This is a genomic window from Methylotenera sp. L2L1, from assembly GCF_000744605.1.
Lineage (GTDB): Bacteria > Pseudomonadota > Gammaproteobacteria > Burkholderiales > Methylophilaceae > Methylotenera.
The window spans coordinates 275,224-289,714 of sequence record NZ_JQMG01000001.1 but is presented as its reverse complement, the minus strand read 5'-3'; the positions used below and the strand labels follow the sequence as shown (position 1 = coordinate 289,714).

Genomic DNA, 14,491 nt, shown 5'->3' with positions numbered 1-14,491 from the left:
AGGTGAAATGAGGGTGGGTCATTCTGCAACCCTCCCTGTGATTTCTTTAGTACTAAGCGCGGACGTGCCCATCACCTAACACAATGTATTTAAGTGAAGTGAGTCCTTCCAAGCCCACTGGACCACGTGCATGCAGCTTATCGGTTGAAATACCAATTTCAGCGCCGAAACCGTACTCAAAACCATCTGCAAAACGAGTTGATGCATTCACCATCACGCTGCTTGAATCCACTTCCCGTAAGAATCTGCGTGCTTTGGTGTAATTTTCAGTAACGATGGCTTCGGTATGTTGTGACGAATGCTGATTAATATGGGCAATCGCCTCATCTAAGCCAGCCACAACTTTACACGAGATAATTGCGTCCAGATACTCTGTATAGTAATCTTGTTCTGAGGCTGGTATTGCTTGGCTCACCAGTGCGCAGGTTTCAGCACAACCACGGATTTCAATGCCATGTGATGTCAGCATCGCCGCTAGTTTTGGCAACATTTCTTTTGCAACTGAACGGGCAATCAATAATGATTCTGTGGTGTTGCAAGTACCCAGACGCTGCGTTTTACTGTTTTCGAGAATACGCAAGGCTTTATCAAAGTCTGCATCATCATCGACGTACACATGGCAGTTACCATCTAAATGTTTAATCACTGGGATACGTGCGTCATTAGAAATGCGCTCGATCAAGCCTTTACCGCCACGTGGCACAATCACATCTACATATTGCTTCATGGTGATTAACTCACCTACCGCTGCACGGTCTGTGGTTTCTACCACTTGTACTGCCGTGATTGGCAAGCCAGCTGCGGCCAGACCTTCGTGCACCAGTTTTGCTAGTGCTTGATTACAATGAATAGCCTCACTGCCGCCACGGAGAATCGCTGCATTGCCTGATTTGATGCATAGACCAGCCGCATCTACAGTCACATTAGGGCGTGCCTCGTAAATAATGCCGATAACCCCTAATGGAACACGCATTTGACCAATTTGAATACCACTTGGGCGATATTTAAAATTGCTCATTTCACCAATTGGGTCAGCTAGACTAGCAATCTGCGTTAAGCCTTCTGCCATTCCATGTATAGATTTTTCACTGATAGTCAGTCTGTCTAACATAGCGGCTTCTAGGCCATTAGCTTTGGCGGCTTCTAAATCAAGTTGGTTGGCAGTTAATAATGTAGCTTTTTCACGCAGAATTGCGGCTGCGATTGCTTTGAGTGCGATATTTTTTTGATTGGTTTCGGCACTTGCCATTGAGCGAGAAGCTTTGCGTGCCTCTATGCCAATATTTTGCATGTATTGTTGTATGTTCATGATTAATTATACTTTTTTATTACGCTTAATAAAAACATTTTTGCGGCACACTTATGTACTGAATTAAGTGTACTGAATAAGCACCAAAGGAAATAAATACCAAGATTTTTGGCTGCTATTGAGTTAACGGCTACGCACTTTTGCTAAGCCGAAACATAGCCTAGATATTTCCAGCCACGCATCTCCTAGCATCACGCCTTTGGCCATTTTATCAATATCTGCTAGTTTTTGTAGCGCGGCATCTAACTGGCGCAAACTTAAACGTGATAGTGCACGTTTTACTAATGTTTGCTTATCACCATAAATGCGTGCATTGGTCATCGCGGTAGTGAGGTTAGCACCGCGCATTTCTGCTTGTTTAATGCGCACTAATGGGCGTAATACCCACATGAGTGGATTCATCACGGCAACGGCAGTTTCGCCTTCGTCTTGCAGACCTTGCAGAATTCTTACGGTGCGCTCTGCGTCACCGGCGAGTACGGCTTCACCGAGTTGAAATGGGTCATAACGGGATACGTTAAGCACAGCCTCGCGTACGGTTTCATCTGACAATTCACCTTGCGGGTAAAGTAAGCTTAGCTTTTGCACCTCTTGGTTTGCTGCGAGCAGGTTGCCTTCAACTTGATGTGCAAGAAACTCCAATGTTTGAATACTAGTATGCTGGCCTTGTTGTGCTAGGCGGTTAGCAATCCATTTTGGTAGGTTTGCAGCATCTACCTCGTTAAGGGTAATGACTTGCGCATGTGATTCTAACGCTGAAAACCATGCGCTATTTTTTGCATCCCGCTCCAGCGTTGGCAAAATGATGATCACGGTAGTATCTGGTAATGCTTTAGACGCTAATGCTTGCAGTGCTTTAGCACCTTCTACGCCTGGTTTTCCATTGGGAATATTCAACTCTAATAATCGGCGGCTGGAGAATAATGAAATTGATTGGCCAAAATTCTGGATTTGTTGCCAGTTAAAACTACGTTCAACGATTAAGCTAGTACGCTCATCAAAGCCTTGGCCCGTGGCTGCAACGCGAATCGCATCTAGGCATTCGCGTTGCGCTAAAGGCTCATCACCCACCAATACATAGATTGGCTGTAAGCCTTGCTTTAAGTGAGGCTCCAGTTGGGTTTGGGTTAAACGCATTGTGAGTCGTTACTTCTCAGGATTGGTCGCAGATAGTCTACGTAATATAGCCCGAACCGACTCTTTACGCATATCTAGATTTAGCCCAGCTTCTTCCTCCGCCTTGCCTAGCAAAGCGTTATCGTTATATGAAAAGTCTCTGCGTATTTGTATGGTTTGCGTTCTTCCCCACAATGGATTGTTCTGAGCTCGCGTCCTAAAATTAACAGAGTAGTACAATTCAAACTCACGCACCAAGCCGCCGCCACTTAACGATAGAATGCGTTTTTCACTTGTTTCATTCACCAGTTCAAGTAGCATCTCTGCATCTTCAGCTTGATCAACGACCTTAACACCATTCACTTCAAGCGCACGTTTTAGATCTTTTTTAATGCTGAGTTCTGCTCCTTGCATGTGCAGTTTTGTGAATGATAAAGGTGCTGTGCCACGCAATTGAAAACCACATGCTGAAATCAGCATGGTGGTTAAAATGACCCAACTTAATTGACGTATAAATGTTAAGTTCAGGTATTGCATGGTTTACCCCACAACAACGTTAATAAGTTTATTTGGTACGACAATCACTTTACGCACACTCATATTCTCTTCAATATATTTTTGTACGCAAGGTTGCTCTAGAGCCAGTTTTTCCAAATTTTCTTTACTTTCAGACTTCGCAACTGTGATGCTGCCACGTAGTTTTCCATTGACTTGAATAACATACTCAATGCTATCTTGTACTGTTGCTGATAAATCTGCAGCCGGCCAGCCGGCATCTAGAATATGGCTAGTTGGGCATAGCTCAGCCCACAAAGCCTGACAAATATGCGGCACAATTGGTGATAATAGTAGCGCTGCGTTTTGTAACACCTCTTGGCGTACTTGACGCGATGCATCATCCACACCTTCGACTTTTGCGAGCGCGTTCATCAACTCCATCACTGATGAAATTGCTGTGTTGAAACTATGGCGGCGGCCGTAATCGTCAGCTACTTTTTCTATGGTTAGATGTAGCTGGCGTCTTAATGTTTTAAGTTCTGCACTTAAGTCACCAGTCGTATAGGCTGCCACTGTACCGAGCGCAACGTGGTCATAAGTCGCTTGCCATAACCTACGTAAAAAGCGATGTGCACCTTGCACGCCACTGTCTGCCCACTCTAGACTTTGCTCTGGGGGCGCTGCAAACATCATGAATAAACGCGCAGTATCTGCACCGTAAGTATCAATCAGCTCTTGTGGGTCAACCGTATTGCCTTTAGATTTACTCATTTTGGTACCTTCTTTAAGTACCATGCCTTGTGTAAGCAAGTTTGTAAATGGCTCATCGTTTTTAATCAGCCCAACATCACGCATGAGTTTGTTAAAGAAGCGTGCGTATAACAGATGCAAAATCGCATGCTCAATACCGCCTACGTATTGGTCAACAGGTAACCAGTAATTAGCGCGTTCATCTGCCATCGCTGTCGTACTATCAAAGCTGGCGTAACGTGCAAAGTACCATGATGATTCAAAGAATGTATCTAGGGTATCTGTTTCACGTGTTGCTTCACCGCCACAGGTCGGGCAAGTGGTTTCAAAAAAGCTTGGGTCTTTTTTAATGGGGGAGCCAACACCATCCATGACCACGTCTTCAGGCAACACCACTGGTAATTGTTCAGCTGGCACTGGTACTTCACCACAGCTTTGACAGTGAACAATAGGGATTGGGCAACCCCAATAACGTTGACGTGAAACACCCCAGTCGCGCAGGCGGTACTGTGTGCGGCGCTTACCTAAGCTTTTAGATGATAAGGCGGTTGCGATAGCAGCACTTGCACCATCAAAATCTAAGCCATCAAATTCTTTTGAGTCAAATAAGATGCCATGTTCAGTCATCGGCAATGTATCGATATCGCTATGCTTAATAACCGCTTTCACAGGTAAATTATATTTGCCAGCAAACTCGAAATCGCGTTCATCATGTGCTGGCACGGCCATCACCGCACCCTCACCGTAGCTAGCCAATACGTAGTTAGCAACCCACACTGGCAACTGTTCGCCATTGAGTGGGTGCGTGACAAATAAGCCAGTTGACATGCCTTTTTTCTCGGCTGTTGCAACGTCAGCTTCAGCAACGCTACCGCGTTTGCATTCAGCAATAAAGTCAGCAAGTTGCGGATTGTTTTGCGCAGCTTGCGTTGCTAGTGCGTGCTCTGCTGCAACTGCTACGTAAGTTGCGCCCATTAAGGTGTCTGGACGAGTGGTATACACCTTAAGGTTGCCATCTTGGCCAACGATAGGGAACTCCACTTCGCAACCGTAGCTTTTGCCTATCCAGTTGCGCTGCATGGTTTTTACTTGCTCAGGCCAGCCTTCGAGCTTATCTAAGTCATTGAGCAGCTCTTCGGCATATGCCGTAATTTTCATAAAGTACTGTGGAATATCGCGTTTTTCTACTAACGCGCCGCTACGCCAGCCGCGGCCATCAATCACTTGCTCGTTGGCCAGTACGGTACCGTCTACTGGGTCCCAGTTTACCGTTGAGGTTTTTTTGTAGATGAGGCCCTTTTTGAACAGCTCAGTAAATAGCCATTGCTCCCATTTGTAATATTCTGGTTTGCAGGTAGCAATTTCGCGGTTCCAGTCGACGCCTAAGCCTAGCTGTTTGAGCTGAGTTTTCATGTGCTCAATATTGCTGTAGGTCCAAGCAGCAGGTGCAGTTTCGTTTTTGATGGCAGCATTTTCAGCAGGCAGGCCAAATGCATCCCAACCCATAGGTTGCATGACATTAAAACCTTTCATTTTATGAAAACGGCTTAATACGTCACCAATCGTGTAGTTGCGAACATGTCCCATGTGCAATCGACCGCTTGGGTATGGGAACATTGATAAGCAATAGTATTTAGGTTTGTCTGATTGCTCAGTCGCGGCAAAGGTTTGATTGGTTTCCCAATAGGTTTGGGTTGATTGTTCAATGTCTTTGAAAGGATATTGCTGGTGCATGAGGTTAGCTTAAGAGTTAATTTTTTAGATTATTGAATTATACCTTGTAGGGTATGAATTAGCGAAGTGTCAGTTCATCAAATAGGCTGGTGTTAGATGATGTGTGATTGGCTGTTTGTAGTTATTTTTTAGTATGACTGAGCTTATTTACTCATTGGGAACTGATAGATAGACTCAACTATTATGAATGCTTTTAGCATAACGTGTGGTGCAAAAGCTTGTGAACTGTAGTAGCTCCTTTAACGCTAACTTTCTAGTGCTAATGTTACGACTCTTCGATTAATTTATCTCTTAATTTTCTTAAACCTTCTGGCATCTGCAAGGTTTTACGGTCCCAGTTTTCGAGTGTGAGAATTGAATCTAAAGTGACCTCCATGCGCTCATGATTAACACTTACCGTCTCGGCAATTAGCTCATGTACTTTAGTGTTTAATGGGTTGTTACTCAAGCAGTTTTGTTGATAGGTATAAAGTTGCCGCATGTCTAAAAGTTCTTTTGCGACTTGTGCTGGGCATGCACACATATAAATAAGAGAGGCCTCAATAATACGTTCGAGCATTTCATCATCAAATGTTTTCTTAAGCATCAAGACCTCTCCTGTAGCTAGTTTACTGACCTATTTTAAAATCATTTATTACGATTGTTAAGTTAGATTTTATACTAAAGCTGCAAAAATATTATCGCGAATCACGTTCATGTCGCCCAAGCCATTTACAAACACGTGCTTAGGTGCACCAGCTGTGCCGCTACTTGCCCAGTCAGAGTAGTATTTCACTAGTGGCTTGGTTTGGCTGTGGTAAACATCTAAACGTGTTTTTACAGTTTCTGCTGCATCATCAGGGCGTTGCACTAGGTCTTCACCTGTTACGTCATCTTTACCCTCTACTTTTGGTGGGTTGAATTTAACGTGGTATGTGCGGCCGCTTGCTGGGTGGCTACGACGACCACTCATGCGCTCAATAATCGCTTCGTCTGGTACGTCAATTTCAACTACGTAATCAATACCTACGCCAGCGTTTTTCATTGCTTCAGCTTGTGGAATGGTGCGTGGAAAGCCATCGAATAAAAAGCCGTTGGCACAATCAGCTTCTTTAATACGCTCACTTACTAGGCCGATAATCACAGCATCAGGCACTAAGCCGCCGCTGTCCATAAATGCCTTGGCTTCTAAACCAAGTGGCGTACCAGCTTTTACTGCTGCACGTAGCATATCACCAGTAGAAATTTGGGGGATATTAAATTTCTCACGTAAGTGAGTAGCCTGTGTGCCTTTGCCTGCACCTGGAGCGCCTAAAAGAATGATTCGCATTGTTTGGAAGTCCTTAATGGTAAATTTGAATGTGGATTTTATCTTAAAAATAGCGTTCGCCACAGAGCGCTCTGTGGACATTAGTTAAAACTGGTTAATTGACTTCATTAATGCCAAGACAATTAATTGGTTTAATCGCTTGTTGATATTGATCATTTAACCCTTAATTTTCTGGCTTAAGTAGTTACTGATATTCACAAACTCTGCAACGCTTAAGTTTTCAGCACGAAGTTGTGAGTCAATACCTACGGCTTCAAATCCTTCGTCATCTAATAAGCCTTTGAGCGTGTTGCGCAGTGTTTTTCTGCGTTGACCAAATGCAGCCGTGACTATTTGTGCAAATAGGGTTTCATCATTGGCGGTATATGGTAAAGATGCATGTGGGACACAGCGGACAAATGCGGACTCGACTTTAGGCGCAGGGTCAAAGGCCTCAGGCGGCACGGTGAACAGATATTCCATTTGCAGCCGGTATTGCAACATAACGCTGAGTCGCCCATAAGCGGCTGTAGACGGTGCTGCCACCATGCGTTCTACGACTTCTTTTTGCAGCATAAAGTGCATATCGATGATTGCAGTGGCGTTATCAAGTAGATGAAACAAGATAGGTGTAGAAATATTGTAAGGCAAGTTGCCAACCACACGGATTGCGCTACCTAGACTAGAAAAATCAAACTTGAGCGCATCTGAATTATGGATGGTGATTTTGTTGTGAGCATATGCTTTCTCCATCCAAGCAATGATGTCACGATCTACTTCCACTACATGCAGCATCTCTAATTGTTGCATTAACGGTTTTGTTAATGCGCCTAGGCCAGGGCCAATCTCCACCATGAGGTCATCTTTCTTGGGCGAAATAGCTTCAACCAAGCTAGAAATAACGCCTTGGTCAGTCAGGAAGTTTTGGCCGAAGCGTTTTTTTGCAATGTGTTTCATAGCGTTAGTCAATCGTGGATAAATGCATGTGCGTGGTTACTTCGCACTGGATGGTTTGTTTTTGGTGAGTTGAATTGCCAGTTCAATAGCTGCAAGTAAACTGCCAATTTCAATCTTGCCGGTACCGGCTAAATCTAGCGCCGTGCCATGATCGACGGAGGTGCGGATAATGGGTAAGCCCAATGTCACGTTAACGCCTTCACCAAAGCTTGCATGTTTTAACACTGGTAGTCCTTGATCGTGATACATCGCTAAAACAGCATCTGCATTTTTCAAATGGTGTTTTGCAAATAAGGTGTCAGCAGGCAATGCGCCAATTAGGTTCATACCTTCTTTGCGCAGGCTCATTAGTACTGGGTTAATCACTTCTATTTCTTCACGGCCCAGATAACCGTCTTCTCCAGCGTGAGGATTTAGTCCCGCTACTAAAATACGTGGATTCGGAATACCAAATTTATTCACCAAATCATGATGCAAAATACGTATAGTCGTTTCTAGACTTTTTTTGGTGATGGCCTGCGGTACATCTTTTAACGCTAGGTGCGTAGTGGCAAGCGCAACACGCATACTGTCTGACTGATTGCCCGCGACCAACATCATCACCACTTGTGCTGTATTGGTTAATTCTGCCAAGAACTCAGTATGGCCGCTGAAAGCGATACCAGCATCGTTAATAATGCCTTTATGAACAGGTGCTGTGACCATGGCATCAAACTCACCTTTTAAGCAACCTAAAGCAGCCTTTTTTAAGGTTTCTAGTACGTAACTACTATTGCTTGTATTGAGCTGGCCTGCAATGACCTGATCTTTTGTTGCTTGATCTAAAACGGTAAGTGAGCCGCTTCCTGCGTGTACTTGATTGATGCTTGCATCATATGACACAGTATTTAGTGTGAGATTTAGCGATTTAGCACGTGCCTGCAACATCTCTGCGTTAGCAACTACCACTAACTGTGCACCAAGTGGTTGATGTGCCAACATAACGCATAGGTCTGGGCCGATGCCAGCAGGCTCACCTGCAGTTACAGCAATACGTGGTAATGGTTTTGTCACTTTTGATTAGTGCGATTAAATGAGTACTGTTAAATTTAGTACTATTAAAACTTATCTTCAAGTCGGAGTTCTACGAAAGCGCGATCTCGAAGTTCACGTACCCAGTCTTGATAAGCTTCATCCGCTTTTCTTGTACGAATTTCTTGGCGTGCTTTTAAACGCGCAGCCTCTTTACTCATGTCTTGTTTTCGACGTTCTATCACCTGAATCACATGCCAGCCAAAAGGGCTGAGTACAGGTTCACTGATTTCATCTTGTTTCAGCGTATTCATCGCTTTTTCAAATTGAGGTACGGTGTCGCCCGGGTTGACCCAGCCTAAGTCGCCACCATTCGATGCGGTGCCATCTTCTGAAAATTGGCGAGCGAGTACTTCAAATTTCTCACCATTATCAAGGCGCTCTTTAATGCCATCCATTTTCTGCTTTGCGTCTTTCTCAGACATGATTTCAGAAAGCTTAATCAGAATGTGACGTGCATGCGTTTGTTCAATGATGAGCGGAGAGCTGCCACCGCGCTTGTCGTTCACTTTCAGAATGTGAAACCCATTAGGGCTACGCAATGCGGTTGAAACATCGCCTTTTTGCATCGTTTTTAAGGCGTCTAAAAACAAGGTTGGTACTTGTGAGCCTGATTTCCAGCCGATATTGCCACCTTCTAATGCATTTGGTGCGTCTGAGAAGCTAGCCGATACTTTTGCAAAGCTTGTGCCAGCTTCTAGTGCTGCTAATGCTTCATCTACTTTTGTTTTTGCCTTTTGTACATCTTCTGGCGCGGCCTCTTCTGGCACGCGGATAAGAATGTGAGAGATTTCATACTCATCTTGATTTTGATTACTTGAAGCCTGGGTTGTTAAGTAGTTGTCGATTTCTGACTCGCTGACATTAACTCGGCTTTCTACCTCGCGCTCACGCAATCTGGCGATGATGATTTCGTTGCGGATGTCGGCTCTAAATTTACGGATGCTAATACCATCTTGGTTAAGTGCGTCGTGAAATTGACGAATCGTCATTTTATTCTGCTCGGCGATGCGCTCTATCGTTTTATCGAGTTGCGTGTCATCCACTTTAATCCCCGTTTGTGCGGCATATTGCAGTTGAAGCGCATCCGAAATCAAACGTTCTAGAATTTGTTTACGCAGAATACTTTCTTCTGGGAGCTCTGTGCCTTGTTTGCGCAATTGAGCGCTAAGCGAGGTGATGCGGCTTTCTAGCTCTTGTTCGGTAATCACTGTTTGGTCAACAACTGCAACGATGCGATCCATTTTGACCACATCAGCAGCTAATGCGCTGTATTGGTTAAAACTTAATGCAATCAAGAATGAAATTTTAATAAAGTTACGCAACATAATTACTCGTAATATGATTGTTGTGGGTTGTCAGGAATGAAGCTTGAGCTCACATAGCCTGGAATATTTCGCTTAATTACTGATAATGGGTTGGCGCCAATAGAAGCTAGTCCGCCTAGTTCAAGTTGGAAAAAGAATGCATAGTTTGCATCTGCGGTTGCCGTACTAACGCGCTGAACTACACCACGTGCTTGCCAGCAACCTGCATCATACTCTAAACCTGCCAGCGTTTCGATGATACTTTTTTCACGAAGTGAATAGTTGACCCGGCCAATACCGTACCAACCTTTACTTAGTGGCCATTGGCTTGAAATGTTGAATTGGTCTAATAAGTCTTTTCGATAGCTATAGCTTAAATTCAGCGTTTTTCCGGGCTCCGGGTTGTAACGTCCAGTCATCGTTGTTCTAACTGCGGATGAGTCATCCGTGTTGTATTGCCAGAATGTATCGATTCTCCAGCTGTTTTTTAATTGGCCAGTAATGCCAGCAATGACGTCTGAACTGTTGCTTCTGCGGAATGATGATAGATTGTTATAATCCAATGCAACTTCTTGGTCAGAAAAATAATAACGTTGACCAATGGAGGCTGACAAACGTTCCGTACCGCTGCTACTTTCAATAAAACGTGTAGTTAACGCGAAGCTTAACTGATTTGCGTCATTGATGCGGTCATTGCCCGTAAACTGATTTTCCATGAACAATGTAGAAAAATTTGTGTCGGTCACACTGCTATCGAATACAGGAATCTTGGATTGATTACGGTCTGGAATGTAAACATAGAACAAACGAGGTTCAATCGTTTGTGAATATGCCCGATTTGCAATGTGGAAGTCACGATCAAAATATAAACCACTATCTAAGCTAAATATTGGTAGTGTCCGTTGCTGTGAGCCTTGATTAGCAGTCACATTGTCTAAATTATAGCTTGTGTGATGTATGCCAAATTTAGGGGTGATGTAACCATAAGATTGGGTAAATGGCACGGTAACGCTCGGGTAGACTGTTACGCGAGTGCCGGTTGGTCTGGTCGAGCTGTTTTGATTGTTGTCGAATGCTACGAGCTGACTATATAAGTTTAGGTTTACATCACCATAGTATTTGTCACCTATCAGCGTCATTTGCGGTAGACGCTCATATGGGTAAGATAGGTTGTCTAGGGTTTGAAACTTTTGGGCAATGGCATTGAAGCGCCAAGTATCATCTGCATAATCAACGTTAAACTGTTGCGGCAAGTTAATACGGCTTGTGGTGACAATTCGTGTAGAAAGCTCTGAGAAATACTCGTTATCTGATACTTTTTCAACGCTATAACCAGCTGACCATCCGTTACCAAGTTGGTGCTGGTGTTTTAAATTTGCGAAATAACGCGTTTCATTACTGAGGCTGTCGCTAGGCAAATATTCCACACTGTTTGTACCGGAAAAGTTTTCCTCTAAGTACCTAAACTCCCCCTGCAATTGCACGCCGCGTTTGCTCAGGGCACGTACTGCGAGTGTGGCGTCCATATTAGGTGCGATATTCCAGTAGAATGGTGTTAATACCTCAAAACCGCTGCGACTTGTGCTACCAATGGTAGGTGCAAGCAATCCGCTTTTGCGTTGATTATTGAATGAGAAATCTATCCATGGTGTATAGATAAGCGGTACGCCTTTGAATTCAATGTAGGCATTTTTAGCGCTACCAGAACTGGTGTAGTCGTTAAGTGTTATTTCGCTTGCTTTGATGTACCAGTCATCTGTGCCAGCCGGGCAGGTTGTGTAACGTGCGTCTACCATGCGCTTTCTGTCTTCGCCATCAAAGTAAATGGCTTCCGCATTGCCACGAACCGTAGACGGTCTTGATGACAATTGATTGCCGCTGAAATTGTTCGTCCCGGTTGCATCATCTAAAAATGCATTCGCTCGATCATGATTTTCTATATATTGATTTTGTTTGTTGTTTGGTTGCGACGTTGAGGCTGTGTCATCTAGGCGTTCAGGTGCGCTAGGCTGTTTTTGCATGATGATTGATGCGTCACGCATTTCACCAATGCTTTCTGAAAGTCGCATGCGCAATTCAGGGCCTGTTATTTTTGCATTGCCAACTTCAATGCGGGCATTGCCTGTGACATGTAACTCATCGTTTTGTACATTGTATTCAATGAGGTCGCCATAAGCACTTTGGTCGCCCTGATGGATCGCGGCATTACCTATTGCTCTCATCTTTCTATCAAGGTGAAGTTCTAGTTTGTCGCCATCGATGACGATGCCGCCAGCCTCTTGCTCGTTAATAGGTAAGTTCTCTGATTGTGCAGCCTCTGGTAGTGCATTTTCGTTGGCGTGCGATTGCAATGCGTATGCAAATACAATAGGAGAGATAGCAGCTAAAAAACGACTTTTTAGCATGAACGAGCCATCGGGTGATGTATAGAGTTTAACGATGAAATTAGAAGCACTGTATATAGGTAAACTGTTTTATTTTATCAATGTTAAAATCTCATATATTGCAGTTTTTGGCAATCAAAAAATTGATCATGCAATTAGCTAAGCTTGGGATAGATATTCTCAAATTTTGGCAAGAAATTTTAAGTTGTTCAGTATTAATCTGTAATTAAACGCAAATTATACTTGGATAGAAGTGTTAACGATACATGGTCTCAAGATATATCAATATTTAGAAAGATAGATGTGAATAACGGTCAACAAGATGTTAGGCAGCAGCAATTAAGTGAATGGTTAGCAACTACATTAAAGCATACAGAGTTTAGGTTAAGCACTGCTTCTGCCGATGCAAGCTTTAGGCGTTATTTTAGAGTGCATCTAGTTTCAGATAACGGTGCGGAAGAGACGCTAATCGCAATGGATGCGCCACCACCACAAGAAAATTGTGAGCCTTTTGTGAGAGTCGCAGCGCTGTTTGGTGACGCTGGTATGCATGTGCCAAAAGTGATTGCTCAGGATTTAGTGCATGGTTTTCTATTGTTGAGCGATTTGGGTGACGTGACTTATTTAAGCCAGTTAAATAAAGGAAGCGCACCGAATTTATATCATGATGCCAATATGGCGCTGATTAAGTTACAGTTAGCGAGCAAGCCTGATGTACTACCTGATTATGATGCGGCACTACTCACGCGTGAAATGCAACTGTTTCCAGATTGGTATATCAGCAAGCACCTCAATGTTACGTTAGATGAAAAATGGCAAGCCGTCCTACATAAAACGTTTGAAATACTGAATCAAAACATTTTGGCTCAAGGTAAGGTATATGTGCATCGGGACTACCATGCGCGCAACTTGATGGTTTGTGCAGATAATCCCGGCGTGTTGGACTTTCAGGACGCGGTATATGGTCCGATTACCTATGACTTAGTGTCTTTGTTGAAGGATGCCTATATCGGCTGGGAAGAAGAGCAGATTATTGATTGGTGTGTACGCTACTGGCAAGCTGCACGAAAAGCAAACCTTCCCGTGCCTGACGACTTTAGCGAGTTTTATCGTGATTTCGAGTACATGGGCGCGCAACGCCATATTAAAGTGTTGGGTATTTTTGCAAGGCTTTACCATCGTGATGGTAAAGACGGTTATTTGAAAGATATGCCGCTTGTCATGACGTATTTGCGTAAGGTGTGCGAGCGCTATATTGAGTTAAAACCAATGCTGCGCTTATTAGAGAGTTTTGAAGGTACAACACCACAAGTCGGTTATACCTTTTAGTTAGTCATCTGCAGTAAAACCAGATAATGACAGAACAGTTTTTTGACCAAAGGTGCTAATTTGAAAGCGATGATATTGGCGGCAGGGCGTGGAGAGCGGATGCGACCACTGACTGACCACACTCCTAAGCCGTTGTTGCCCGTAGGTGAAAAGCCTTTGATTGTCTGGCATTTAGAACGTTTGGCTCAAGCCGGTTTTAAAGAAGTGGTGATCAATCATGCACACCTTGGTGATCAGATAGAAGCTGCTTTGGGCGATGGTGCAACGTGGGGTTTACATATTCAATACTCGCCTGAGCATGTGGCACTAGAGACGGCTGGCGGCATTGCTAATGCGCTTGAGTTATTAGGAGATGAGCCATTTCTGGTGATTAATGGCGATGTGTTTACTGACATCCCGTTTGAACATCTGGGGTTAGCGTCCAACCAATTAATACATTTAGTGTTGATTGATAATCCTCCTCAGCATAGTCAAGGCGATTTTGTTTTTGAACATGAAACAATTAAGCTAGAAGGTGATAATAAACTCACTTTTTCTGGCATTGGCGTTTATCACCCTGCCTTATTTGCAGAGATTAAGCGTGGGGAGCCTGCAAAGCTGGCGCCTTTATTAAGGCAAGCGATAGCAGATAATAAGGCGACTGCTGAACATTTTAAAGGTGTTTGGCACGATATCGGTACGCCCGAGCGGTTAATGGCACTAAATCAGCAATTGCTTGGTCAGAGTTGAAAGCCTTGGTCATAGTTAA

General features: G+C 43.9%; 12 protein-coding genes. 2 read left to right on the top strand and 10 right to left on the bottom strand.

What is annotated here, in order from left to right:
• Positions 1–52: 52 nt before the first annotated feature.
• From FG24_RS01355 to FG24_RS01310, 10 genes are all read right to left on the bottom strand, one after another.
• Positions 53–1,309, bottom strand: coding sequence for a glutamate-5-semialdehyde dehydrogenase (locus FG24_RS01355; RefSeq protein ID WP_036300180.1), 1,257 nt, complete (start codon positions 1,307–1,309; stop codon positions 53–55).
• Between the two features lie 123 nt (positions 1,310–1,432).
• Entirely contained in the window at positions 1,433–2,446 is a 1,014-nt protein-coding gene (gene holA, locus FG24_RS01350) for a DNA polymerase III subunit delta (protein WP_036300176.1), read from the bottom strand.
• Positions 2,447–2,455: 9 nt separating this feature from the next.
• Positions 2,456–2,962, bottom strand: a complete 507-nt coding sequence (lptE, locus tag FG24_RS01345; protein WP_036300175.1) for an LPS assembly lipoprotein LptE — start codon at positions 2,960–2,962, stop codon at positions 2,456–2,458.
• A 3-nt stretch (positions 2,963–2,965) separates the two neighbouring features.
• Positions 2,966–5,407, bottom strand: a complete 2,442-nt coding sequence (leuS, locus tag FG24_RS01340) for a leucine--tRNA ligase (RefSeq protein ID WP_036300173.1) — start codon at positions 5,405–5,407, stop codon at positions 2,966–2,968.
• A gap of 265 nt (positions 5,408–5,672) precedes the next feature.
• A complete protein-coding gene (locus tag FG24_RS01335) occupies positions 5,673–5,993 on the bottom strand; it encodes a hypothetical protein (RefSeq protein WP_036300170.1) in 321 nt (106 codons plus the stop codon).
• Positions 5,994–6,062: 69 nt separating this feature from the next.
• A complete protein-coding gene (adk, locus tag FG24_RS01330) occupies positions 6,063–6,716 on the bottom strand; it encodes an adenylate kinase (RefSeq protein WP_036303811.1) in 654 nt (217 codons plus the stop codon).
• 156 nt (positions 6,717–6,872) lie between these two features.
• Positions 6,873–7,652: a 16S rRNA (adenine(1518)-N(6)/adenine(1519)-N(6))-dimethyltransferase RsmA gene (gene rsmA / locus FG24_RS01325; RefSeq protein ID WP_036300167.1), complete on the bottom strand. Its 780-nt coding sequence runs from the start codon at positions 7,650–7,652 to the stop codon at positions 6,873–6,875.
• 36 nt (positions 7,653–7,688) lie between these two features.
• Positions 7,689–8,705: a 4-hydroxythreonine-4-phosphate dehydrogenase PdxA gene (pdxA, locus tag FG24_RS01320; RefSeq protein WP_036300165.1), complete on the bottom strand. Its 1,017-nt coding sequence runs from the start codon at positions 8,703–8,705 to the stop codon at positions 7,689–7,691.
• Positions 8,706–8,749: 44 nt separating this feature from the next.
• Positions 8,750–10,051 carry a peptidylprolyl isomerase gene (locus tag FG24_RS01315; protein WP_088178448.1) on the bottom strand — a complete coding sequence of 434 codons (1,302 nt, stop codon included), beginning with the start codon at positions 10,049–10,051 and terminating at the stop codon, positions 8,750–8,752.
• Positions 10,052–10,053: 2 nt separating this feature from the next.
• Positions 10,054–12,435: an LPS-assembly protein LptD gene (locus tag FG24_RS01310; protein WP_036300159.1), complete on the bottom strand. Its 2,382-nt coding sequence runs from the start codon at positions 12,433–12,435 to the stop codon at positions 10,054–10,056.
• 282 nt (positions 12,436–12,717) lie between these two features.
• Between FG24_RS01310 and FG24_RS01305 the strand changes: the two genes are divergently transcribed.
• Positions 12,718–13,743: an aminoglycoside phosphotransferase family protein gene (locus tag FG24_RS01305; RefSeq protein WP_036300157.1), complete on the top strand. Its 1,026-nt coding sequence runs from the start codon at positions 12,718–12,720 to the stop codon at positions 13,741–13,743.
• 69 nt (positions 13,744–13,812) lie between these two features.
• Complete coding sequence (gene murU / locus FG24_RS01300; RefSeq protein WP_200876897.1) at positions 13,813–14,472, top strand: N-acetylmuramate alpha-1-phosphate uridylyltransferase MurU; 660 nt, start codon at positions 13,813–13,815, stop codon at positions 14,470–14,472.
• The last annotated feature ends 19 nt before the right edge of the window (positions 14,473–14,491 follow it).

Bases quoted from the DNA above. Each gene is read 5' to 3' on its own strand.
- FG24_RS01355 (WP_036300180.1), bottom strand. From the start codon at position 1,309: ATGAACATACAACAATACATGCAAAATATTGGCATAGAGGCACGCAAA.
- holA (WP_036300176.1), bottom strand. From the start codon at position 2,446: ATGCGTTTAACCCAAACCCAACTGGAGCCTCACTTAAAGCAAGGCTTA.
- lptE (WP_036300175.1), bottom strand. From the start codon at position 2,962: ATGCAATACCTGAACTTAACATTTATACGTCAATTAAGTTGGGTCATT.
- leuS (WP_036300173.1), bottom strand. From the start codon at position 5,407: ATGCACCAGCAATATCCTTTCAAAGACATTGAACAATCAACCCAAACC.
- FG24_RS01335 (WP_036300170.1), bottom strand. From the start codon at position 5,993: ATGCTTAAGAAAACATTTGATGATGAAATGCTCGAACGTATTATTGAG.
- adk (WP_036303811.1), bottom strand. From the start codon at position 6,716: ATGCGAATCATTCTTTTAGGCGCTCCAGGTGCAGGCAAAGGCACACAG.
- rsmA (WP_036300167.1), bottom strand. From the start codon at position 7,652: ATGAAACACATTGCAAAAAAACGCTTCGGCCAAAACTTCCTGACTGAC.
- FG24_RS01315 (WP_088178448.1), bottom strand. From the start codon at position 10,051: ATGTTGCGTAACTTTATTAAAATTTCATTCTTGATTGCATTAAGTTTT.
- FG24_RS01310 (WP_036300159.1), bottom strand. From the start codon at position 12,435: ATGCTAAAAAGTCGTTTTTTAGCTGCTATCTCTCCTATTGTATTTGCA.
- murU (WP_200876897.1), top strand. From the start codon at position 13,813: ATGATATTGGCGGCAGGGCGTGGAGAGCGGATGCGACCACTGACTGAC.